This window comes from Halomicrobium sp. HArcht1-1 (assembly GCF_058933285.1).
Genome location: NZ_JBZYDL010000001.1, coordinates 2,481,150 through 2,502,739 on the forward strand (window position 1 = coordinate 2,481,150; position 21,590 = coordinate 2,502,739).

Annotated in this window: 19 protein-coding genes; 11 read left to right on the forward strand and 8 right to left on the reverse strand. The window is 68.1% G+C overall.

The window, feature by feature from the left end:
* The first annotated feature begins 142 nt into the window (after positions 1-142).
* The gene (locus AC5FRZ_RS13030) at positions 143-2,566 is read left to right on the forward strand and encodes a DUF5059 domain-containing protein (RefSeq protein ID WP_493564792.1); all 2,424 of its coding nucleotides are present in this window, start codon (positions 143-145) and stop codon (positions 2,564-2,566) included.
* A gap of 210 nt (positions 2,567-2,776) precedes the next feature.
* Here the strand turns inward: AC5FRZ_RS13030 and thsA are convergent, their stop codons facing one another.
* Positions 2,777-4,339, reverse strand: a complete 1,563-nt coding sequence (thsA, locus tag AC5FRZ_RS13035; RefSeq protein WP_372480790.1) for a thermosome subunit alpha — start codon at positions 4,337-4,339, stop codon at positions 2,777-2,779.
* A gap of 162 nt (positions 4,340-4,501) precedes the next feature.
* Between thsA and AC5FRZ_RS13040 the strand changes: the two genes are divergently transcribed.
* Positions 4,502-5,311 (forward strand): amidohydrolase family protein, encoded by an 810-nt coding sequence (locus tag AC5FRZ_RS13040; RefSeq protein WP_170095176.1) that lies wholly within the window; start codon positions 4,502-4,504, stop codon positions 5,309-5,311.
* A gap of 26 nt (positions 5,312-5,337) precedes the next feature.
* On the opposite strand, the gene AC5FRZ_RS13045 is transcribed toward AC5FRZ_RS13040, so the two are convergent.
* The gene (locus AC5FRZ_RS13045) at positions 5,338-6,258 is read right to left on the reverse strand and encodes a glycosyltransferase family 2 protein (protein ID WP_493564793.1); all 921 of its coding nucleotides are present in this window, start codon (positions 6,256-6,258) and stop codon (positions 5,338-5,340) included.
* 83 nt (positions 6,259-6,341) lie between these two features.
* Positions 6,342-7,046, reverse strand: a complete 705-nt coding sequence (locus AC5FRZ_RS13050) for a class I SAM-dependent methyltransferase (protein ID WP_153554199.1) — start codon at positions 7,044-7,046, stop codon at positions 6,342-6,344.
* A 217-nt stretch (positions 7,047-7,263) separates the two neighbouring features.
* Here AC5FRZ_RS13050 and AC5FRZ_RS13055 point away from each other — a divergent pair, with 217 nt between their 5' ends.
* From AC5FRZ_RS13055 to AC5FRZ_RS13065, 3 genes are all read left to right on the forward strand, one after another.
* Positions 7,264-7,533 (forward strand): helix-turn-helix domain-containing protein, encoded by a 270-nt coding sequence (locus AC5FRZ_RS13055; RefSeq protein ID WP_018256205.1) that lies wholly within the window; start codon positions 7,264-7,266, stop codon positions 7,531-7,533.
* A 103-nt stretch (positions 7,534-7,636) separates the two neighbouring features.
* Positions 7,637-8,419: an MBL fold metallo-hydrolase gene (locus tag AC5FRZ_RS13060; protein WP_493564794.1), complete on the forward strand. Its 783-nt coding sequence runs from the start codon at positions 7,637-7,639 to the stop codon at positions 8,417-8,419.
* 36 nt (positions 8,420-8,455) lie between these two features.
* Positions 8,456-9,145: a YkgJ family cysteine cluster protein gene (locus tag AC5FRZ_RS13065; protein ID WP_170095179.1), complete on the forward strand. Its 690-nt coding sequence runs from the start codon at positions 8,456-8,458 to the stop codon at positions 9,143-9,145.
* Here the strand turns inward: AC5FRZ_RS13065 and AC5FRZ_RS13070 are convergent.
* Positions 9,142-9,552, reverse strand: coding sequence for a TRAM domain-containing protein (locus tag AC5FRZ_RS13070; RefSeq protein ID WP_153554202.1), 411 nt, complete (start codon positions 9,550-9,552; stop codon positions 9,142-9,144). The genes AC5FRZ_RS13065 and AC5FRZ_RS13070 overlap by 4 nt on opposite strands.
* Before the next feature lie 149 nt (positions 9,553-9,701).
* Here AC5FRZ_RS13070 and AC5FRZ_RS13075 point away from each other — a divergent pair, with 149 nt between their 5' ends.
* On the forward strand, positions 9,702-10,109 hold the full coding sequence (locus AC5FRZ_RS13075; protein WP_493564795.1) for a hypothetical protein: 408 nt from the start codon (positions 9,702-9,704) through the stop codon (positions 10,107-10,109).
* A gap of 63 nt (positions 10,110-10,172) precedes the next feature.
* On the opposite strand, the gene AC5FRZ_RS13080 is transcribed toward AC5FRZ_RS13075, so the two are convergent.
* From AC5FRZ_RS13080 to AC5FRZ_RS13090, 3 genes are all read right to left on the reverse strand, one after another.
* Positions 10,173-11,087 (reverse strand): M48 family metallopeptidase, encoded by a 915-nt coding sequence (locus AC5FRZ_RS13080; protein ID WP_493564796.1) that lies wholly within the window; start codon positions 11,085-11,087, stop codon positions 10,173-10,175.
* Between the two features lie 160 nt (positions 11,088-11,247).
* Positions 11,248-12,483, reverse strand: a complete 1,236-nt coding sequence (locus tag AC5FRZ_RS13085) for an ABC transporter permease (protein ID WP_170095182.1) — start codon at positions 12,481-12,483, stop codon at positions 11,248-11,250.
* Positions 12,483-13,184, reverse strand: coding sequence for an ABC transporter ATP-binding protein (locus AC5FRZ_RS13090; RefSeq protein WP_153554206.1), 702 nt, complete (start codon positions 13,182-13,184; stop codon positions 12,483-12,485). Before AC5FRZ_RS13090 ends, AC5FRZ_RS13085 begins: the two co-directional genes overlap by 1 nt.
* A 99-nt stretch (positions 13,185-13,283) precedes the next feature.
* On the opposite strand from AC5FRZ_RS13090, the gene AC5FRZ_RS13095 reads away from it, so the two are divergent.
* A complete protein-coding gene (locus AC5FRZ_RS13095) occupies positions 13,284-14,354 on the forward strand; it encodes a LolA family protein (RefSeq protein WP_493564797.1) in 1,071 nt (356 codons plus the stop codon).
* A gap of 115 nt (positions 14,355-14,469) precedes the next feature.
* Positions 14,470-15,309: a pantoate kinase gene (locus AC5FRZ_RS13100; protein ID WP_493564798.1), complete on the forward strand. Its 840-nt coding sequence runs from the start codon at positions 14,470-14,472 to the stop codon at positions 15,307-15,309.
* Positions 15,310-15,345: 36 nt separating this feature from the next.
* Here AC5FRZ_RS13100 and AC5FRZ_RS13105 read toward each other — a convergent pair whose 3' ends face one another.
* A complete protein-coding gene (locus tag AC5FRZ_RS13105; RefSeq protein WP_208626895.1) occupies positions 15,346-16,752 on the reverse strand; it encodes a sugar porter family MFS transporter in 1,407 nt (468 codons plus the stop codon).
* Positions 16,753-16,942: 190 nt separating this feature from the next.
* On the opposite strand from AC5FRZ_RS13105, the gene AC5FRZ_RS13110 reads away from it, so the two are divergent.
* The 3 genes from AC5FRZ_RS13110 to AC5FRZ_RS13120 all read left to right on the forward strand — a co-directional run bounded on the left by AC5FRZ_RS13110 (position 16,943) and on the right by AC5FRZ_RS13120 (position 21,502).
* A complete protein-coding gene (locus tag AC5FRZ_RS13110; protein ID WP_493564799.1) occupies positions 16,943-17,686 on the forward strand; it encodes a 4-phosphopantoate--beta-alanine ligase in 744 nt (247 codons plus the stop codon).
* A gap of 90 nt (positions 17,687-17,776) precedes the next feature.
* A complete protein-coding gene (locus AC5FRZ_RS13115; protein WP_493564800.1) occupies positions 17,777-20,377 on the forward strand; it encodes an AAA family ATPase in 2,601 nt (866 codons plus the stop codon).
* 201 nt (positions 20,378-20,578) lie between these two features.
* Positions 20,579-21,502, forward strand: coding sequence for a sulfide-dependent adenosine diphosphate thiazole synthase (locus AC5FRZ_RS13120; protein WP_153554212.1), 924 nt, complete (start codon positions 20,579-20,581; stop codon positions 21,500-21,502).
* The last annotated feature ends 88 nt before the right edge of the window (positions 21,503-21,590 follow it).

Below are 21,590 nucleotides of genomic sequence, written 5' to 3' on the forward strand. Positions count from 1 at the left end.
GTATCGTCGGCCACCGTGGCCATACCCTGGCGGCTGTGGGCATCGCTGCCGCCACCGTCTGTCCCTCTATCCACCACCCTCAGTTTTTAGGCTCGCCGAAAATTCGACGCCCTTATGTACTTTAGGTGTGCCAAAAACACGTATGCAACACAGAAGAGACGTACTCGCGAGTCTCGGTGTCGCACTGTCGACCGCACTTGCCGGCTGTTCGGAAGACACCGACGGCGAGACCGTCAGCGAGAGCAGCGACGAGGCGACCGAGACGGACCAGACAGGGTCGAGTGGCCCCGAACTCGCGGCTTCGGCCCAGCTCAACGTCTACCGCGCCCGGCTGTTCGACGCCGTGGCGCTCGGTCGTGCTGGCCAGACCGCCGCGGGGGCCTCGATCGCCGAGTCGATCTTCCAGCGGTTCGAGAACGCGACCGGGGAGTACGGCGCTCACGAGACCCTCGAACGGACCAGCGAGTCGGCCTACGAGGGCTTCGAGAGCGCACTGGGCGAACTCCGGTCGACGCTGGAAGACGGTGACACCGACGCGGCCGCCGAGGCCGCGACGACGGCCAGCGACCAGCTCCAAATCGCCCAGCAGGCCCTGGTCGGCAACGACGCCACGCGCGCGCTCGACGCGCTCCTCCTCGGGAGCCGCGCCGCCAACGCTCGCGTACTGGGCGAGGCGGGCCACTTCGAAGCGGCGGCGACCGTGGCCGCCGAAACCACCGAGCGGTTCGAAGACACGCTCGTCCACGGCGCGCTCGAAAACGCCGACGAGGGTGCCTACGAGGACTTCGAGTCCGGACTGGCGTCGATCCAGCGCGCCGCCAGCGAGGAGGATAGCGAGGGCGTGACCGACGCCGTCGCCGCGGCCCAGTCGGCGGCGGTGGCGGGTGCCTACGCGCTGGGCACCGAGTCGATCGCCGGGACCGGCCACCTCGCAGCGATGCAGGCACAGGGGTACGACGCCGCGGCGCTCGCCGGTCTCGGCGGCCCGAGCGACGGGCTGGCGCACGCGACGACGCTGACCACGTACCGGGCACGGATTCGGGACGCAGCGTGGCTGGCCGACGCCGACGAGGGGTCGACGGCGGGAACCGTCGTCGGGAACGTCTTCGCGGACTTCGAGGGTGCGCGTGCCCACGAGGCGCTGGAAGAAGCCGACCACGAGGCCTACGAGGGGTTCGAGAGCGGCCTGGAGTCGCTCCAGTCGGCCGTCGAGAACGGCGAGGGCGTCGACGACGCCGTCGCCACGGTGGACGAACACCTCCGGACCGGCGTCGCGACGCTGGCCGGCGATCACGCCCCGGTCCTGCAGGCCGGTTTCTTCCGGGCGCGTCTCGCCGACGCACGCGAACGCTACGAGCGAGGTGAGCCCTCGGTCGCCGCGTCGATCTCCCAGGAGCTGTTCGAGCGTTTCGAGGCCGACGAGCTCGGGTTCCACGAGACGCTCGAAGAGACCAGCGAGGACCTCTACCACCGCTTCGAGGAAGAGCACCTGGCCGGCCTGATCGAGGCCTACGAGAACGACGACAGCGAGGCGATCACTACCCACCACGAGGGCGCGCTCGACGCGCTCCTGGCGTTCGAGGCCACGACCGGGGACAGCGTCGCGAGCGCAGCCGAGACCGCGTACTTCGTCGCTCGCGGATTCGACAGCGCCACCGTCGCCACGCTGGGTGACAGCGAACGGGCGGCGACGATCCCACGAGATGCTTTCGAGCACTTCGAGAGCGGTGCAGCGGGCTACCACGAGGCACTGGAACACGCCGACCACGAGACCTACGAGACGTTCGAGTCCGATCTGGGCGCGATCCGGTCGACCGCGGAGTCGGGCGGCGACGTGCGCAGTGCCGTCCAGACGTTCGTCGGCACCGCGATCGACGGCGTCTACGCCATCGTCGGCGCTGCCGGCGGCTCGAACGGCGCGGCCGCTGGTGCCATCGTACAGGACGTGTACGCGACCTTCGAGGAGGCCCGCGTCCACGAGACACTGGAAGAAGCCGACCACGAGGCCTACGAAGGATTCGAGGCGGCGCTGGAAGCGTACGCGGGCGGCCTGGACGGCGAGGGCGACGTGCCCGTCGGTCGCCTCGCAGACGCGACGCTGCGCGCACAGTTCGCCGTCGCCGGTGCGCTCGACGACGCTCCCGTCAGCCAGGACGGCGAGGGGAGTGCCGAGACGGCGGAGACCGAATCGTCGCTGGAAGGCGGTCCGGACGTCGTCGAGGGCGTCCCGGACGACGCCGACCACGTCGTCTCGATGAAAGCAGTGGCCTTCGAGCCGGCCGAGTTGACCGTCTCGGTCGGCGATACGGTCGCCTTCGAGCACGTCGCCGGTGAAGCCCACAACGTGGTGGCCCGAGAAGAGGAGCTCCCGGCGGACGCGAGCTACTGGGCCTCTGGTGGCTTCGACTCCGAGACGGCCGCAGTCGAGGGGTGGGACGACGGGAACGGTGCCGTCCAGTCGGGCCAGTCCTACGTCCACACCTTCGAGACGGCCGGCGAACACCCCTACTACTGTGTCCCCCACGAGATGGCGGGTATGGAAGGGACTGTCGTCGTCGAGGAATAACGCGGTCGCACTCTGTTTTATCCTGCCGGCTGTTACTTCGTGACGAGCTTCGCCACCCCGCGGTGGCGAAATCGGTCACAGATGTACAGCCGGTAGTAGTAGCCACACGACGCCAGTGCGGTCGGCGTGGCGGGGAGCTCGATTCCGACGACAGCCGCCGCTACTCCGACAGTCGAAGAAAAAATCGAAGGTGGTCGTCGACGGTCGTCGTTACGCGTCCGAAGAGATGACGTCGTCGATCCGGGCGATCATCGTCGCGGCCTCGGTCGCGCTCTCGACGGCCTCGCGCTTGACCGCAGCGGGGTCGAGAACGCCGTAGTCGACCGGGTCGTCGATGACGCCGGTCTGGCCCTCGCTGATGATGCCTGCGATGCCCTCACTCTCGTGTTCGGCGCGCAGGTCGACCAGCGCGTCGATCGGGTCCATGCCCGTGTTCTCCGCGAGCGTGCGCGGGATCACGTCGACGGCGTCGGCGAAGGACTCGACGGCGAGTTGCTTGCGACCCTCGATGGACGCAGCCTCGCTTCGGATGTGGTCCGCGATGGCGATCTCGGTGGCACCGGCACCGGGGACGACGCCGCCCTTGTCGAGCGCGGCGACGACCACGTCGAGCGCGTCGTTGAGCGCGCGTTCGAGTTCGTCCGTGACGTGGTCGGTCCCGCCGCGGGCGAAGATGGTCACCGTCTCGGAGCTGGCACCGCCCTGCACGAAGGCCAGTTCCTCGTCGCCGTACTTCTGGACGCTCACGTCCTCGGCCTCGCCGAGGTCTTCGGCCTCCAGCGTGTCGACGGAGCCGACGCGGCTCGCGCCGGTGGTGTGGGTCACGTCCTGGAGTTCGTCGCTGTCGACGCCGTCGAAGGCGACGATGCCCTCCTTGGAGAGCTGTGCGCCGACGCGGTCGTCGACGTCACCGGAGACGAACACGACGTCTGCGCCGACCGCGGCGATGGCCTCGGCGTAGCTCGACAGCTCCTCTTCCTCGGCCTCGATGGCGGCGTTGAGCTGGTCGACGCTGGAGACGTTGTACTCGGCGTCGATGTTGCTCTCGCGGACTTCGAGGTCGGCGTCGATCACGGCGATGGTCGCGTCGGCGACCGCGCTCGGCATGTTGCCGTGGACCGGCTCCTCCTCGATGATGATCCCCTCGACGAGCTCCGTCGCAGAGGAAGACGAGCCGGCCTGGCTCCGAATCGCGATCTGGTCACGCGTCGAGCCGGGGCCGTCGGTCGCCTGTCGGACGGCGGCGACGACGGTCTCGGCGAGTGCGCCGGCTTCCACGTCGCCGGTGCCCTTCCCCGTCATGGAGGACTCGGCGACGCTGGTCAGCGTCTCGTCGTCGATGTCGACGTCCAGCACTTCGCCGTCGATGGCTTCCTGGGCGAGCTGTGCCGCCTCGTGGTAGCCTTCGACGATCGTCGTCGGGTGGACGTCGTCTTCGAGCAGGTCCTCGGCCTGTGTCAGGAGCTGACCGGCCAGGACGGAGGCCGTCGTGGTGCCGTCGCCGACCTCGTCTTCCTGGGTCTCGGCGACTTCGACGATCATCTGGGCCGCGGGATGCTCGATGTCCATCTCGTCGAGAATCGTCGCACCGTCGTTGGTGATGACGACGTCGCCCGAGTCCGAGACGAGCATCTTGTCCATGCCACGGGGGCCGAGTGTCGTCCGTACGGACTCGGTAACTGCCTTCCCGGCGGCGATGTTCGAACTCTGTGCGTCGTCTCCTTGCGTACGCTGGGCGTCCTCGTCGAGAATGAAGAGAGGCTGGCCACCCATGCGTCGCTGGCCGGACTGTGACATTGTTGTATACCTCACTTATGTGTCGTTAGCGGTTCTATATAAAACCATCGGTAGGGAGAGAGCCCTCGATGACGCTCGCCGCCGCCGAATCGGCCGGACCGTCAACGCTTTACTACCCGAACCCGCCACGTTAGTGCAATGCTGGAGCTGGAGCACGGGTTCCGGGTCGTCGACGTACACGCGCGACTGGAGCCCGAGGCGTCGCGGCGTCCGCGGGAGGGGATGGGCGAGCCCGAACGGCTGGAACGCGAGATGCACCAGGCCGGGGTCGTCCGTGCCGTCACGTACTCCGACTACCGCGAGCGGGGCTATCTGAAGGCGAACAACGCCGTGGCCCGGATGACCGTGGGCCGTCCGATGGTCGCGTTCGCACGCGTCGACGGTGCCCGCGATCCGGGCGCGGGAGCCGGCTCCCGGCTCAGGAACATCACGGCCTCGCGCGAGGAGTACCACACCTCGCCCGAAGACATCGAGCAGTACGCGTACGACGACCGATTCGTCGGGTTCAAGCTCCACCCCGCCAGAGACGGCCTCCCCGACGAGGCCGTCCTTGAAGAACTCGCCGCCGTCGACAAACCGATCCTGGTTCACGGCGGCGAGGAGTTCCCACCGAGCGCCGTCGAAGAGCACTTCCTGCAGTACGATCTGCCGGTGATCGTCGGCCACTTCGGCGCACACCCGCTGCGGCGCGACCTGATGCACGAGTCGATCGACCTCCTCGAACAGTACGACCAGTGCTACCTCGAAACGAGCGCGGTCCGCTACCGGGACCCCCTGGAGCGAGCGATCATGGAACACCCCGATCGAGTCTGCTTTGGCAGCGGTGCGCCCAACGTCCACCCGAACGTCGCCGTCATGGAGATTCTGACCCTCGACGTGCCCGAGGACGCGATGAAGAAAGTCTTCTCGAACAACCCCGCTCGCGTCATCGAAGAACTCGCACCGTAGCGCCAGGAGCCGCCGGCCAACGTCGGTTACGCCGTCGGGCCGTCGTCGCGGTCGTCGTACACCTCGACGGCGCGGTCTCTGCGTGCGGACCGACCGTTCGGATTGCGCCGCGGCGGAGCGTCGCGGCGACGGGCCGTGACGCCGTCTTTCCCCCCGAGAGCGGTGCCACGAAGGACGCGCCGACCGGTCCCGAGCCACTGTGAGGGGTCGGCCTCGCCACGGATCACGTCCAGCAGCGAGTCGACGGCGTCGCGGCCGGCGTGGGCGACGACACGCCGTGCGACGGTCGGGCGGACGCCGTAGTTTTTCACCAGCCGATAGGTCAGCGACTGGTACTTGGCGTGCCAGTCTTTCTGTCGGATCCCCCCGTCGGCCTCGAACTCGCTACGGACGCACATCGCGCTCTCCCAGGTCACCTCGTGGTCGCTCTCTGCCAGCCGGTGGGCCAGATCGCGGCTCCCGCCGATGTCGAGGTACTCGTCGAAGCCGTCCAGTTCGTCCAGCACGTGGCTGGCGAACGCGACGTTACCGGGGTTGAAGTAGGTCACGTCGCGCCCCGCGATCGTCCGTTCTTCCGGAGCCTCGGTCGTCATCCCGGCCGGGAGCTTGCGGTGGGTGGGACCGGTGACGACAGCAGCATCGGCCAGCGCGTCGGTCACCGCGTCGAGCCACCCATCTTCGATCGAGAACGAACGGTCGAGGAGTGCAACGGCGTCCCCGGTCGCGCGGTCGATACCCGCGTTGCGCGCCGTGTTGATGGTCCGGTCGGCGATCTCGACGAGCACCTCCACGTCGTCGCGCGCTCGGACCATCCCCGTGGTGCCGTCGGCCGACGGGCCGTTGACCACGATGGTCTCGGCGTCGGGGACGTGGGCTGCCAGGGTGTCGAGACACCGTGACAGCTCTTCCCGACCGTTGAGTGTCGGGACGACCACGGAGAGATTCATGGGCCAACCACGACGCTCGAAGGTCTTAAAGATCACCGAATGACGGCCGGTATTTCGGAGTATCCGTCCGAAGACGGGCGGAATTAAACGCGCGTGTCCCAGTAGGAGACCGACGCGACCTTGTCGCCGACGGGACTCGCGCCGACGACCTCGTCGATCGAACGGAAGCCGGACGCGAGATCGTTCGGAATCTTCCGGTAGAAGCCGTAGGGGAGGACGAAGTCGTGTGCTTCGCCGGCCAGTTCGAGCCCCGCGCCGTCGAGGAGCCGGTCGACCTCCCACCGAGAGTAGAGGCGCGATCCCATCGGGAGCGCCCAGTTGTACAGCGATCGCAGCGAGAAGCGGTTGAACGTGTCGAAAAAGACCTGGTGCTTGGAGACCCGGCGCATCTCTGCGAGGAAGGAGGCCGGCGTGTCCGCCAGGTGGAAAAAGCGCATGGCGACGACGGTGTCGAAGTGGTCGTCGGGGAAGGGCAGTCGAGCGGCGTCGCCACGCATGAACTCCACGTGGTCGTCGACGCCGGCCGATTTCGCCTTCTCGCGGCCCTGTGAGAGCATCGGGCCGGAGATATCCAGGCCGACGATGTCGGCACCACGATCGGCCAGCATCGCGGTGAAGCGCCCGGTTCCACAGGCTACTTCGAGCACGGACTTGTCGTCGACCGGACCGATGGCGTCGAGGACGGCCTCCTTCTCGCGGCGGTCGATGAGTTGTCCGCCACGGGAGAAGCGCTTTGACTCGTACTCCTCGGCGACATCGTCGGTCTGGTACCACTCCTGCCCTTTCACGGTATCGGGTGATGGCTACCCGGGGATAAAACGGTGCTGTTTCACCGTAGTACGTCGTCGGTCAGACAGATCGAGCGCGGTCGGCGGGCAGTTCTGCCGGCGGCCAGCGTGGCACGCGTCAGAAAATATAAGGTGTCATTATACACACTGTAGACTTCCTATTGTATGGTCATACATATAGCCAAGTTTTACGAGTACCCTCGGGGGAGTAGCGTGTATGAGCACGATTCAGGAGGAGACGAAGCCCGCGGCGTTCACCCAGACGGAGTTTCGCGAGCAACTCCGCGAACTCCCGCCGAGCGCGAAGCTCGTCGCGAAGGTCCTGGAGACCGACGCACCGCTGTCCCAGGGGCAACTGGCCGAGGCGTCGCTGTTGCCCGACCGGACGGTCCGCTACGCGTTGAACCGACTCGAAGAGTGTGATCTGGTCGACTCCCGGTACAGCTTCAACGACGCCCGCAAGCAGGTCTACTTCCTCACCAACTGATTTCATACGGTTTATTGTAGTTGCTTACCGGTGATCGTCGCCACGGAGCAGACGATCACCGGTAAATCGCTACAATAATCCGTATCCGTCGCTCCTCCCTGGGGTGGGTATGGAGCGGATCAGCGTCCCCGTCGCGACGCGTGCGCCGAGCGGACAGACGAACGCGTACGTCCTCGGGCGCGACCGTGCAGCCGTGATCGACCCGTGTGCTCGCCACGAACGCGTAGACGACGCGCTGGCGTCACGCTCGCTCGCTCACGTCCTCGTCACGCACCACCACCCGGACCACGTCGGCGGTGTCGCCGACTACGCGGCCGAACACGACGCCACGGTGTGGGCACGTCGGGGCCGCGAGTCGGCCTTCGAGGCCGCGACCGGCGTCGCGCCCGACCGGACGTTCACCGGCGGCACGGAGATCCCGGTCGACGACGACCAGCTGCGAGTCGTCGAGACGCCGGGTCACGCGCCCGAACACGTCGCCTTCGCGACCGACGACGGACTCGTCTGTGGCGACCTGGCCGCGGCGGCCGGCAGCGTCGCCGTCGGAGCACCGGAGGGAGAGATGCGAGCCTACTGTTGCTCGCTGCGGCGCGTGATCGCGCGTGCGCCCGACCGACTCTTCCCCGGTCACGGCCCCGTCGTCGACGACGCGGGCGAGACCTGCCGTCGCCTCCTCGCACACCGACTCGATCGCGAGCGCCGGGTCGAGGCGGCCGTCGCCGAGGGGAGCGAGACGCTGCCGGCGATCACCGACGCGGCCTACGACAAAGACGTCGAGAGCGTGCGAGACCTCGCCGAGGCGACCGTCGCCGCCCACCTCGAAAAGCTCGCCGTCGAGGGGCGCGTCGCGTGGGACGGCGAGCGCGCACGACCACCGTCGGCGTGACGCGGCCCTTTTGTTCGGCCGGTCCGAACGGCGTGTGTGACGCTGGAATCGGACCTCGAACGGGCGCGAGCACTCGACGTGAGCGGGTTGGCCGACGCGATCGAGTCGATCGGCTTCGAGTGTACGCGCTGCGGGGAGTGCTGTACGGCGACGGAGCCCGCGGTCGAGCCCGCCGAGGACGACGCCGCCGAAGAGACGGAGAGCGAGCCCCACACGGCGACGATCTTCCCCGACGAGATCCGACAGCTGCGCGACGACGGCAGGGACTTTCGAGACGTGGCCCGCCCGATGCCCTACGGGCTCTCGGAGACCGAAGACGGCGTCGAGGGCGAGACCTTCGAGTGGGCGCTCCAGACCGACGCCTGTGGCGACTGTACCTTCTACGCCGAGGACGATGGCGTCGGAGCCTGCACGGTCCACGAGGACCGGCCGCTGATCTGTCAGACCTACCCGTTCTCGGTGGCGCTGGACAACACCGTCCAGCCGATGGGAGAGGCCGTCGACGAGGCCGGACTCGTCCGCGCTCACGAGTGTGAGGGGTTGGGTCGAGACATCGCGCGGGAAGACGCCGAAGAACTGGCCGCGACGCTCAAAGAGCGGGCGATCCGCGAACTGGAAGAAGCCATCGCAGTGAGAGACAGCTACGAGCCGGTCGAGCGCGCGGACGGCGAGGTAGTCGTCTACGACTCAGAAGGAGCGAAACGGCCCGACGGCACGCCCCGCTAGACGGTCTCTTCGATGATCTCGCCGACGGCGAAGTTCGACTTGACCTCGCTGACCTCGACCTTGACGCGCTCGCCGATCTCAGCGCCGGGGACGATGATCACGTAGCCCCGTTCGACGCGGGCGATGCCGTCGCCTTGCTTGCCGATGTCTTCGATCTCCACGTAGCGGATCTCGCCCGGTTCGACCGGGGGCTGGGGCTCCGAAGACGGCGTCTGGGACGGCTGTGGCGACGGGTCCTCGCTCTCCTCGCTCGCTTCGTCGGCCCGGATCAGCGCGACGCGATACGTCTCGCCCGGATCGACGGATCCGGTGTCGACCTCCCGCTGTGGGACCTCCACGGTGTAGCGGTCGCCCTCGTCAGTGATCTCCGCACTAAACAGACACAGTAGTTTCTCCGAGATTTCCAAGGCTGTAGACCTCCGCTTTCCGTATGTACATCCATTAATAAAGTATTTGTCGTCGATTTCAGGAGCGACTGCCCTCGATCGCACCGAACGTCGGGGCGTCGGGAGGAACTATTACGTACGATGGCTCGGTAACTACAGCTGTAATACCTATGTCTCGGATCACGAAGGCGCTCTCGCTGCTCGGGACGCTCGTCGCGGTCGCGACCGTGTTTACGCCCGCGCTGTACGCGGTCAGTCACACACAGGCGCTGGCGAACGTGTTGCTGGGCCAGTTCGCCGCGATGACGATCGGCTACACGGCGTATCGCATCGCGTCGGGGAAGCGCCCGACGCTCCGACCGGCGTTGATCGGCCTGCTCTGTGGGCTCGGAATCGCGATCTCGCCCGTGGTGCTCGTCCCGGTCACCGGTTTCACGACGGTGACGATGTTCGGCGGCGGGTTCGTCGCCGCGATCGGTCTCTACGGCGTCGTCGCGAGCCAGTTCGGCGAAGACGAGGATCGAATTCCGGACCTGTCGGCAGAGCACAGTCCCGACGAGAGCCCGAAGGCAGCCTGATACTGTCGCCGGCCGTCCGCGCTCTCGGAACGACTTCGCTGGACACAGCAACGGCCGGCGGTGTCAGGCGTCTCGAAGCGTTTCGAGATCGACGCCGTACCGTGCGAACCGACGGCTCAACGGCGGGTGTGTCGCAGTGACCCGTGCGACCAGCCCGCGCCCCTCGCCGGTCGGGGGAGCGGCGAGCGTCCCGTCCGCCCCCGAAGCCTCGTTGCGGGCGGTCGTGACGCCCAGGAGCCCCCGGCAGAACGCGTTCGCGCCGACGATGGCGACCGCGCGGTCGTCGGCCTGTCGCTCTTCGAGACGCCGTCCCAGTGCGATCAGGGCCAGCGGGAGCAGTACCACGCCGAGACTCCCAGCGAGGTAGTACAGCTGTGGGAGTGGGGTGCGCCGGAAGACGCCGGCCCCGACGTAGACGGCGAGTCCGACCAGCGACAGCGCGGGACCGAGATGCTGTCCGGCCACGACCCAGAACACCGCGGCCCCGACGACGTGGGCGACCGGATCGCGGCTGTCGAGCCAGTCGATGTGACCGCCGTCGAGGTGCGCGAGTTCGTGCCCGACCACACCCCGGAGCGCCTCCCGGTCGAGGTCGTCGACGATCCGTTCCGAGAGGAGCAAGACCGGCCCGTCCCCGCCCTGGAGGACGGTGACGCCGGGTTCGGGCGACGCCTCGACGACGACGCGAGGCGTCGAAACGTCCACTCGATCGGCCACGTCGGCCACCAGCTCGCGGCAGCGTCGGTCGGCCGGTCGTCCCGTCTGCGCTGCGGTGTCGAGGATCCGGCGACGGGTGAGCCTGCCGACGGCGCGTTCCAGCCCGACGCTGCCAGCGACCAGCGCCGCGACGACGACCGGCTGGAGACCGGTGAGCCAGCACGCTGTCACGGCGGCGAGGAGACACGCGACCAGCGCGCCGTCGACGAGACGGCCGGCGGTCTCGGTCCCGAGGGCGTCGGCCAGCATCTTCTCGACCATCGAACGCCGGAACGTAGGGCTCCCGCGAGCAAATACGTGCGGGTCGGGCTCGTGGTTCCGACGAGTCTGGGTCCTCGGTCTCCCGTACTGTTGGCTGTCTTCGTGACGAGATTCGCCACCCAAAGTGGCGACACCGGTCACAGACAGACAGCCGACAGTGTCACTCGTATCGGAGGGCGTCGATCGGGTCGACGCGGGCGGCCCGCCACGCCGGATAGAGCCCCGCAACGACGCCGACCAGCACGCCGACCAGCACGGCCAGCGCCGACCAGAAGGGTGCGAACGCGAAGCCCACCTCGGCGTAGCGGGTCCCACCCCAGGCGACCGCGAGCCCCAGCGGGAGGCCGAGCAACGCGCCGCCGGCACCTAGCAGCGTCGCCTCAAGCAAGAACAGCTCCATCACGTCGCGGTTGCGCGCGCCGACGGCCTTCATGATCCCGATCTCGCGGGTCCGCTCGGTGACGCTGACCAGCATGATGTTGGCGATGCCGATCGCGCCCACCACCAGCGCGATGACCGCGATCCCCGTGACGAAGCGCGTGATCTGGTCGATCACGTCGCTGATCTGCTCGGCGAAGTCACCGCTGGTCCGGGCGACCAGCTCGACGCCGTCGGGCGCGAGCTGGCGGGCGTCGGACCGCTCCTGTAAGTACGTCTCGACCGCGTCGGTGACGGCCAGCGTCGAAGCCGGATCGGCGATGACGGTCACCTGTGGGTACGCGTGCAGGCGAGCGTTCGCGTTCGGACTCTCGACGACGCTCTCGTAGAAGGGATCGGCGGGGACGTAGAGCCCCGGCTGCGGGCCGAAGTTGCCCACCGGCAACTCGCCGGCGGTCCCGTTGACGATGCCGACGACCGTCAGAGTCCACGTCTCGTCGGCGCGATCGACCGTGATCTCGTCGCCGACGGTGACGTTCTCCGCGAAGGTTGCCTCGGCCGCGGCGCGGTTGAGGACCGTCTCGTTCGCACCGCGCTCGAAGCTCCGTCCGGCGACCAGCGTCTCGTCGGTGACGGCCTCGGGGGTCGTGGCCGTCGCCTGCTGGAGCGCCACCGTGTCGCCCCGATGGGTCACCGCGTTGATCGGGATCGACCCCCGCGGGACGACCGCCTCGACGCCGTCGATCTCCGCGAGGCGGTCGAGGTCGTACTCGGTGAACACGGGCTGGAGCGCCTGCTGGAACCCCTCTTCGTCGGCGGGCTGGCCGAGCACGTAGACGTTGTTCGCCCCCGAGTCGGCGATCCCGCCGACGACCTCGGCCTGGACGCTCGCGCCGAAGGTCGCGAAGGTGACGACCGAGGCGATGCCGATGACGACGCCGATCACCGTCAGCGTCGAGCGGAGCTTGTGCGAGCGGATCGAGCGGGCCGCGATCGTGAACGATTCGCGCGGGTCCATCAGTCGCTCAGCTCCTCGATCCGTTCGACGACGCCGTCTCTGACGTGGACGATGCGCTCGGCGTGGTCCGCGATGCGGCGCTCGTGTGTCACCAGCAGGATCGTGTTGCCGGCCGCGTGGAGGTCGTCGAGCAAGCTCATGATCTGCTCGCCCGTCTCGGTGTCGACGTTACCGGTCGGTTCGTCGGCCAGGATCAGCTCCGGGTCCGGTGCCAGCGCGCGGGCGATCGCGACCCGCTGGCGCTGGCCGCCGCTGAGTTCGGTCGGGCGGTGGTCCAGTCGCTCGCCGAGGCCCACGTCGGCGAGCAGGTCGCGGGCGCGCTCGCGGCGTTCGGTGCGCCCCCAGCCGTCGAACACGAGCGGCATGGCGACGTTCTCGACGGCGGTCAGCCGGGGCATCAGGTTGAACGTCTGGAAGACGAACCCGACGCGGCTCCCGCGGATCGCCGCCCGTTCGCCCTCGGTGGCCGCCGAGAGGTCCCGCCCGCCGACGGTGACCGTCCCCTCGGTGGCGGTGTCCAGTCCCCCGACGAGATTCAGGAGGGTGCTCTTGCCCGAGCCACTCGGCCCCATCACGGCGGTGTAAGAGCCCCGAGGCAGCGACAGGGACACGCCAGCGAGCGCCTCCACGACGCCGCCCAGATCGTACGTCTTGCGCACCCCAGACAGCGTGACCACGTCGTCCGCGTCAGCCTGAGCCATTCACTCGCACTAGGGCCGGGACGCCTATCAGCGTTGTCCGAACCTCTCGGATATCGGATAGCAGGAACACACTTTACAGTCCAGCCCTAACCCCACGTAATGAGTCCCAGAGTGGATGGTCGCCGCGGTCTCGTCCTCCTCGTGGTCGTCGCCGTCGCCGTCGCTGGATCGGCCGCCGTCACGGGCGCGTTCGCCACGTTCCAGCAGCCGACGGGCGACGAAGTGCTCGACGAGGTCGAGCAACGGTACGAGAGCGCCGACTCGATCACGAGCACGGCGACGGTGACGGTCGAAAACGAGAGCGCGTCGACGACGGCCACCGTCGAACTGGCCGCGGACGACGAGAACCGGACCCGGATGGTCGTCGAGCGAAACGGTGAGACGGTGCGGGCGGGCTCGAACGGCACCGTCGCGTGGTACGTCGGGCCGAACCGATCGGCCGCCTGGCCCGTCGACTCGCTGGAAAGCCAGGCCGGCGAGCAGTGGACCGGAGCCGACGGCGAGTACGGAGAGACGGGCGAACGGCTCTCGCCCGACGGCACGCCGCTGAACGCCTCGAACGCCTCGGCGACGCTCGTCGGAACGCCCACGGTCGACGACACCAGCACCTACGAGGTCGAACTCACGCACCCCGAACGTGCGGGATCGACGACGCTGTGGGTGACACAGGACGACTACCGCGTGGTCCGGGCAGTCGCCACCGACGGCACGAACCGCACCGTCGTCGCCGTCGAGTCGACGGTGTTCGACGTGTCGATCCACGACAGCACCTTCGACCCGCCGACGGATCGCGTCGCGCTGACGACGGTCGATCGCTACGACAGCTTCGACGCCGCACAGTCCGAGACCGAGCTGTCGCTGCCTCGCCACGACGCGACCTTCAGCGAGGCGACGGTGACGGTCCGACAGGGCGAGACGATCGTCGGCCAGCGCTACGTCGACGACGGGGCGAACGTCACCGTCCTCTCGACGACCGCCGACGAGCGCCTCGATCGACTGACCGAGAACGCGACCGAGCGAACGGTCGACGGCCAGACGGTCCACGTGGCCACGGCCGAGGACCGCGCGATCGCGGTCTGGCAGAACGACGGCGTGACGACCGCGGTCGTCGTGGAGGGATCGACCGACCGGGCGGTCGAGATCGCCGACGAGCTGTATAGTGACAATTGAAACGATTGACACACCGATTGCACTGCTGCCGTGCGATCGGGTGTGCAGTGAATTTCAATGGCGACTATAGTCCGGACCGGCAACGCTTACGGCCCCCGACCTGTTTTCCCGATGCATGACCGACGAGGCGACGGCTTTCGTGCCCGGCCACGTGACGGGCTTTTTCACGACTGACCCGGCCGACGATCCGACGAAGGCGGGATCGCGCGGCGGTGGGATCGCGCTGTCCGACGGCGTGACTGTCACCGTCGAGCGCAGCGACGAGCGGTCGGTGTCCCTGAACGGCGTCGACATCGAGATCGAGGCCGTCGAGCGAGTCCTCGACGCGCTGCGAGCGACCGTCGCGGTGCGAGCCGAGACGCCGCTGCCGCTTGGCTCTGGCTTTGGCGTCTCTGGCGCGACCGCGCTGGGGGCGGCGCTGGGGACCAACGCCGTCCTCGATCGCGGGCTCTCCGAGAACGAACTGGTGACGATCGCCCACGGCGCGGAGGTCCAGGCCGGAACCGGGCTGGGCGACGTGGTCGCGCAGGCCCGCGGCGGCGTCCCGCTGCGACTCGAACCGGGCGGGCCACAGGACAACTACATCGACGCCGTCCCCGCGCGGGGCCGTATCGAGTACCACGTCATCGGCGAACTCTCGACCGAAGCAGTTCTGGACGGCGACACCGCGGAGCTGACCCGTGCCGGCGAGAAGGCGCTCTCGCGGGTCGTCAAGGAACCCACGACGGAGTCGTTCGTCCGGGCCTCGCGCCAGTTCGCCCGCGAGGCGGGGCTGCTGACCGACGACGTGCGGTCGGTGCTCGAAGACGTGGCCGCGGCCGACGGCGACGGCGCGATGGCGATGCTCGGTGAGACGGTCTTTACCGTCGGTTCGGGGCTGACCGACGCGGGCTACGACGCGACGGGCACCGAGATCCACCCCGGCGGTGCGACGCTGCTGGATCCGTCGAGTTGATGCGGGAACGATCGAGGACGTGCCGTCCGACCGCTCTTACTCTTCGGAGTCGCCGACGGCGGCCGCGGGCGTCGACGAGACGTTGTTCCGGAGGTCCGCCTCGATCGCTTCCAGGGACCGCCCCTTCGTCTCGGGCACGAGGCGGTAGGTGAAGACGAGCGCGACCAGGCTACAGAGTCCGAACAGCCAGAACGTCGAGGGCTGTCCGACGCTGGCGGTCAGGACGGGGAAGGCCAGCGAGACCGCGAGGTTCGCGCCCCAGTTGGCGACGGTGACGAGCCCCATCGCGCTGCCACGGGTCGCCAGCGGGTAGATCTCGGAGATGAGCAGCCAGAAGACCGGGCCGAGCCCGATCGCGAAGAAGGCGACGAACAGCATCAGGCTGCCCGTCGCGATCCAGCCCAGCGCGCCGCCGAAGCCGGGCAGGTAGAAGACGACACCGAGGATGCCAAGCGTGACGACCATCCCGCCGACACCCACCAACAGGAGGACGCGTCGGCCGACACGGTCGATCAGCGCGATGGCGACGACCGTCATGACGACGTTGATGACGCCGATCCCGACCGTCGCGAGGATCGACGTGACGCTGCCGAAGCCGGTCGACTCCAGGATCGTCGGGGCGTAGTAGATGACGGCGTTGATCCCGGTGATCTGCTGGAAGACGGCCAGCCCGAGCCCGACGATCAGCGCGGGGCGCATCCACGGCTGGAGCAGGTCCCGCAGGCCGGTGCCCGACTGTTTCTCGACGGTCGAGCGGATCTCCGCCAGTTCCTCCTCGACGCCCTCCTCGCGGGTGCGTGCGAGGACGGCGCGAGCCTCGTCCTCGCGGCCGTTTTCCAGGAGCCAGCGGGGGCTCTCCGGCATCTTCAGCATACCGATCGCGAGGACGACCGCCGGCACCATCCCGGCACCGAGCATCCACCGCCACGCCCCCGCGTCCGCGAAGGCGTAGTTGACGAAGTACGAGACGAGGATGCCGACGGTGACCATCAGCTGGTTCAACGAGGTCAGCGCACCGCGGATCTTCGGCGGCGAGATCTCGGAGATGTACAGCGGGCCGACGATCGAGGCGAACCCGATCGCGACGCCGTCGATGAGCCGTCCCGCGACGAGGACCGGCACCGACGGGGCGACGGCCATGGTCAGCGAGCCGACGAAGAACACTCCGGCACCGAGCAAGATGAGCCGGCGGCGACCGATCCGGTCCGCGAGTCGCCCGCCGACGGCCGCGCCGAAGGCGGCCCCCGCCATCGCACCACTGACGACGATCCCCTCGACGAGCGGGGACATCGTGAACGTGTCTTGGATGTAGAGGAACGCTCCGGAGATGATTCCAGTGTCGAATCCGAACAGGAGGCCGTTCAGCGCGGCGAGGGCGGCCGAGAGGTAGATGAACCGCCCCCCGTCGCCGTCCAGAACGCGCCGGAGTTGTGCTGTCGACATGTGTGAATTCCACACGAGCGTTTACAACATCTATAAAGAAGGCTTGCGATTTATCATCAAGATACGATCATGAAATAGTAGAGAAGACAGTGTAGTACTTCAGTAAGGCGATTACTGGCTAAAAAGAGATGGTAAGAAATGTGTAACGATAGAGCGATGGACTTTCGACGGTCGGCGGTCACCTGTCTCCATGAACGAGATCGACGTTCCCGAGTCCCACCCGCGATACGAGTCGCTGCTGACCCGCCACCGGATCGAGGACGGCGTCGAGAAGGGCATCACCTCTAAACAGGGCCTCATCGCACAGGGCCGCGGCGAGGCGTTCGACTATCTGCTCGGCGAACGGACGACCGACACCGCCGCCGCCGCCGAGCGCGCCGCCGCGGCCCACCTCCTGCAGGCCGACCACGCCGTGCTCTCGATCAACGGCAACGTCGCCGCGCTGGTGCCAGGCGAGATGGTCACGCTGGCCGAAGCGACCGGTGCCGACCTGGAGGTGAACCTCTTCAACCGGACCGAGGCGCGGATGGAACGGATCGCCGACCACCTCCGCGAACACGGGGCCGCGGACGTGCTCGGACTCACCGCCGACGGCCGGATCCCGGGCCTCGACCACGAGCGCGCGAAGGTCGACGCCGACGGCATCGGCGATGCCGACGTGGTGCTGGTCCCCCTGGAGGACGGCGATCGCGCCGAGGCACTGGCCGACATGGGCAAGACGGAGCTCGTCGTCGACCTCAATCCCATGTCTCGGTCGGCCCAGACCGCCGCCGTGCCGATCGTCGACAACATCATCCGGGCCGTCCCGGCGATGACCGACCACGCCCGAGAACTGGCCGGCGACGAGGCCGCCCAGCGCGAGGCGATCGACTCTTTCGACGCCGACGAGGCACTGTCCGCGGCCGAGCGGGCGATCCGCGAGGGCGAACTCTGATCGGTGTCCTGTCGCGCAGTCGACCGGAAGGCGTTTTTGCGACCGCTCGCCAGACAGTGATATGTGTCGGGTTCGCGGGGTGAATGAGGCGTGACGATACCGGAACGCATCGAGATCGACCAGCCACTTCTCGACGGCCGGTCCGTCGCGGCGGGGTTCCGGTCGAACGATCAGACGTGGTGTGACGGCCACGACCAGCTCCAGGGCCTGCTCAGGGTGTTGTACCCGGCCTATCGCGTCGAGTACTCTTACGCCGTCGAGGGGCGGTTCCCGTGGTCGAGCCCGGACCACGAACGCGAGTACGCGCTGCTCGACGGCCTCTGGGAGGACAACGACGCGGGACTGGCGATGCACCGCCACGCCGCGACCGAGACGACGGCGATCGATCCGCGGGCGCGCTACGGCGACGCGTCGGTGCCGACGGTCGCGCTGGGCTTCCACGGCGACGAAGCGCGAGCGGCGTCCGTGTTGCCGACCCAGCTCGAACACGAGCGCGAACGGATCGACCGCCAGATCGAGCGGTGGCACGAACAGGCCGACACAGAGGAATCCGCCGGCAACCACACGAAGGCCCGGCGCTTCCGCGAGCAGGCCGACGCCTACGAGGGCGGCGATCCGCTGGACGACCTCCGTGAGATCTACGGCCTGCCAGACGCCGTCGACGCGGGCTCGTTCGAGGGCGTCGAGTCGATCGATCGGGTGTCTCTCCCCTTCTGGATCGCCGAGTTCGGTGCCCGGGACCAGTCCGAACTGTGCTACGTCGCCGTCCGCCCCACCGACGAGGGCTGGGCGCGAGACACCATCACCTCCGTGGGCTGGCTCGAACAGTTCGTGGCGAGCCACCAGTCGGTGCTCGAATCGGACGGCCACTGGCTGGGTGCCGAGGACGTGGCCGTCGAGGGCACGCAAGACCGGATCGACCGTCGACGCGAGGAGTCGGACGACCGGGCGGCCCGCGGGCAGGACGACGAGGTCGTCGACCCGCCGGAGACGGAACTGCTCGACGCCCAGCGACTCGTCGATCCCAGTCCCGACCGGAGCTTCTCGGACGTGGGCGGGATGACGGGGCTGAAAGAGACGCTGGAGGGGAAAGTGCTGAAGCCACTCGAACACCCCGACCGCTACCGGGAGTACGGGCTCAGCACCGTCGACGGCGTCCTGTTGCACGGGCCACCGGGCTGTGGGAAGACCTACATCACGGGCGCGCTGGCGGGCGAACTCGGTCAGTCGTTCGTCCGCGTCTCGCCGGCCGATCTCTCCAGCAAGTACATGGGCGAACCCGCACAGAAGGTCCAGGAGCTGTTTGCCATCGCCAGGGCGAACCAGCCCTGCCTGGTCTTTCTCGACGAACTGGACGCGGTCACGGTCGCGCGGGACAACGACGACTCGAACCAGAGCGAGCAGGGGATGGTCAACCAGCTCCTGACGGAACTGGAAGGCGTCCGCGACGAGGACGTGGTCGTCGTCGGCGCGACCAACCACGTCGAGGACATCGACAGCGCGATCCGGCGCTCGGGCCGCTTCGACGAGCGCGTCGAGGTGCCACCGCCCGACGCCGACGCCCGCCGGGAGATGCTCCGGGTCCACCTCGCCGGGCGGCCCACGACCGACGACCTGGATCTGTCCGCGACCGTCTCCGCGACGGCGGGCTACGCCGCCAGCGACCTCGAACGCGTCGTCGACGAAGCGGCCCGTGCGGCGCTTGCAGACGACAGTCCGGTCGGCACCGACCACCTCCGGGCGGCCGCCGAGCGGACCGAGACGAGCATCGACGAGTGGATCGGCCGCTACGAGTTCGTCGCCGAGGAGACCGACGGGACGGGGACGGTCGTCCAGCCGTCGAGCGTCGACCACCTCCAGGCCGACGCGATCGTCAGCGGCGACGTGACCCGGACGTTCGAGGACGTGGGCGGGATGGACGGCCTCCAGACGACGCTCGAAGAGAAGGTACTGGAGCCACTGCGCCAGCCCGAGCGGTTCGAACAGTACGGTCTCGAACCGACCAGCGGCGTCCTCCTGTACGGCCCGCCGGGCTGTGGGAAGACCTACATCACCGAAGCACTGGCGGGCGAACTCGATCACTTCTTCGTCGAGATCTCGCCGGCAGAGCTCGTCAGCAAGTGGATGGGCGAGCCCGCCCAGCGGGTCGCTGACCTGTTCGAGATCGCGCGAGCGAACCAGCCCTGTCTGGTCTTTCTCGACGAGATCGACGCGGTCGCGGGGAGTCGCGGCGCCAGCACGAACCAGAGCGGCCAACAGCTGGTCAATCAGCTGTTGACCGAGCTGGAAGCCATCTCCGACGAGAACGTGATCGTCGTCGGCGCGACCAACCTGATCGAGGACGTCGACGGTGCGATCCGGCGCTCGGGCCGGTTCGACGAACGCGTCGAGGTGCCGCCGCCCGACGCCGAGGCTCGCCGCGAGATACTGCGAGTCCACCTCGCAGATCGCCCCGTCGTCGACGGTGTCGACTGGGATCGGCTGGCGACTGCCACGGACGGGTACGCCGCCAGCGACCTCGAACTCGTCGCCGACGAGGCCGCCCACCGCGCGCTGCGGGCCGGCGACAGCGTCGACACGACGCACCTGCTGGACGCCGTCGAACGCACCGAGTCGAGCCTGCGCCAGTGGGACGACGGCCAGCGCTACCAGCAGAGCGAGGAAACGTCGGACCTCCGGTACTTCGGCTAGCGCGACGTTGTTCTGCCCACACCGTCTAGTCGGTGGGTTCCAGTAGACGCCTCCGTTCACGAACACGAGAGCTCGCTGTGTGAGCGGGCCGGCGACGACGTGGTCCGCGCTTTCGATCCCGGAGAGCCACGCGTCCTGACAGCCGACGGCTTCGACTCAGACCGGAACCACTATTGCAACGTGGTGGTACCACTAGGTTGTATGAGCGAATTCGAGCAGTTCAGCGACGTCGGTGAGGCGGAAGTCACACGCGCTATCGGTCAGGAGTGGACCGAGGAGTTCATGGACTTCTCGGACTCCGACGTGATCATCGTCGGCGGCGGCCCCTCCGGGCTGACCGCGGCCAAGGAACTGGCCGAGCGCGGCGTCCAGGTCATGGTCGTCGAGAAGAACAACTACCTCGGCGGGGGCTTCTGGCTCGGCGGCTTCCTGATGAACAAGGTCACCGTTCGAGATCCGGCCCAGAACGTTCTGGACGAACTCGAAGTCGACTACAAGCAGTCCCAGGACAGCGACGGGCTCTACGTCGCCAACGGTCCCGAAGCCTGTTCCGGCCTGATCAAGGCCGCCTGTGACGCCGGTGCGAAGATGCAGAACATGACGGAGTTCACGGACATCGTCATCCGCGAGGACCACCGCGTCGGCGGCATCGTCATGAACTGGACGCCCGTCCACGCACTGCCCCGCGAGATCACCTGCGTCGATCCGATCGCCGTCGAGGCCGATCTGGTCATCGACGCCACGGGCCACGAGGCCATGGCCGTCAAGAAGCTCGACGAGCGGGGCGTCCTCAACGCGCCCGGTCTCGAAGAGGAAGCCAGCGGCATGGACTCGACCGGGGACGACACCTACGGCGCACCGGGCCACGACTCGCCCGGCCACGACTCGATGTGGGTCGGCAAGAGCGAGGACGCCGTCGTCGAGCACACCGGCCTCGCCCACGACGGCCTCATCGTCACCGGGATGGCGACGGCGACGACCTACGGCCTCCCGCGCATGGGGCCGACCTTCGGCGCAATGTTGCTCTCGGGCAAGCGCGCCGCACAGGCCGCGCTGGACGAACTCGAAGTCGACGCCGAACCGGTCGACGTGACGGCGACGAACGCGACCCCCGCGGACGATTAGCTGTATGCAGGCGCTAAGCCCCCGTCCTCAAGGAGCAACGCAGGGCGACGCCCGAGTAGCGCAGTAGGCCGGGGATACAGCGCCGTCA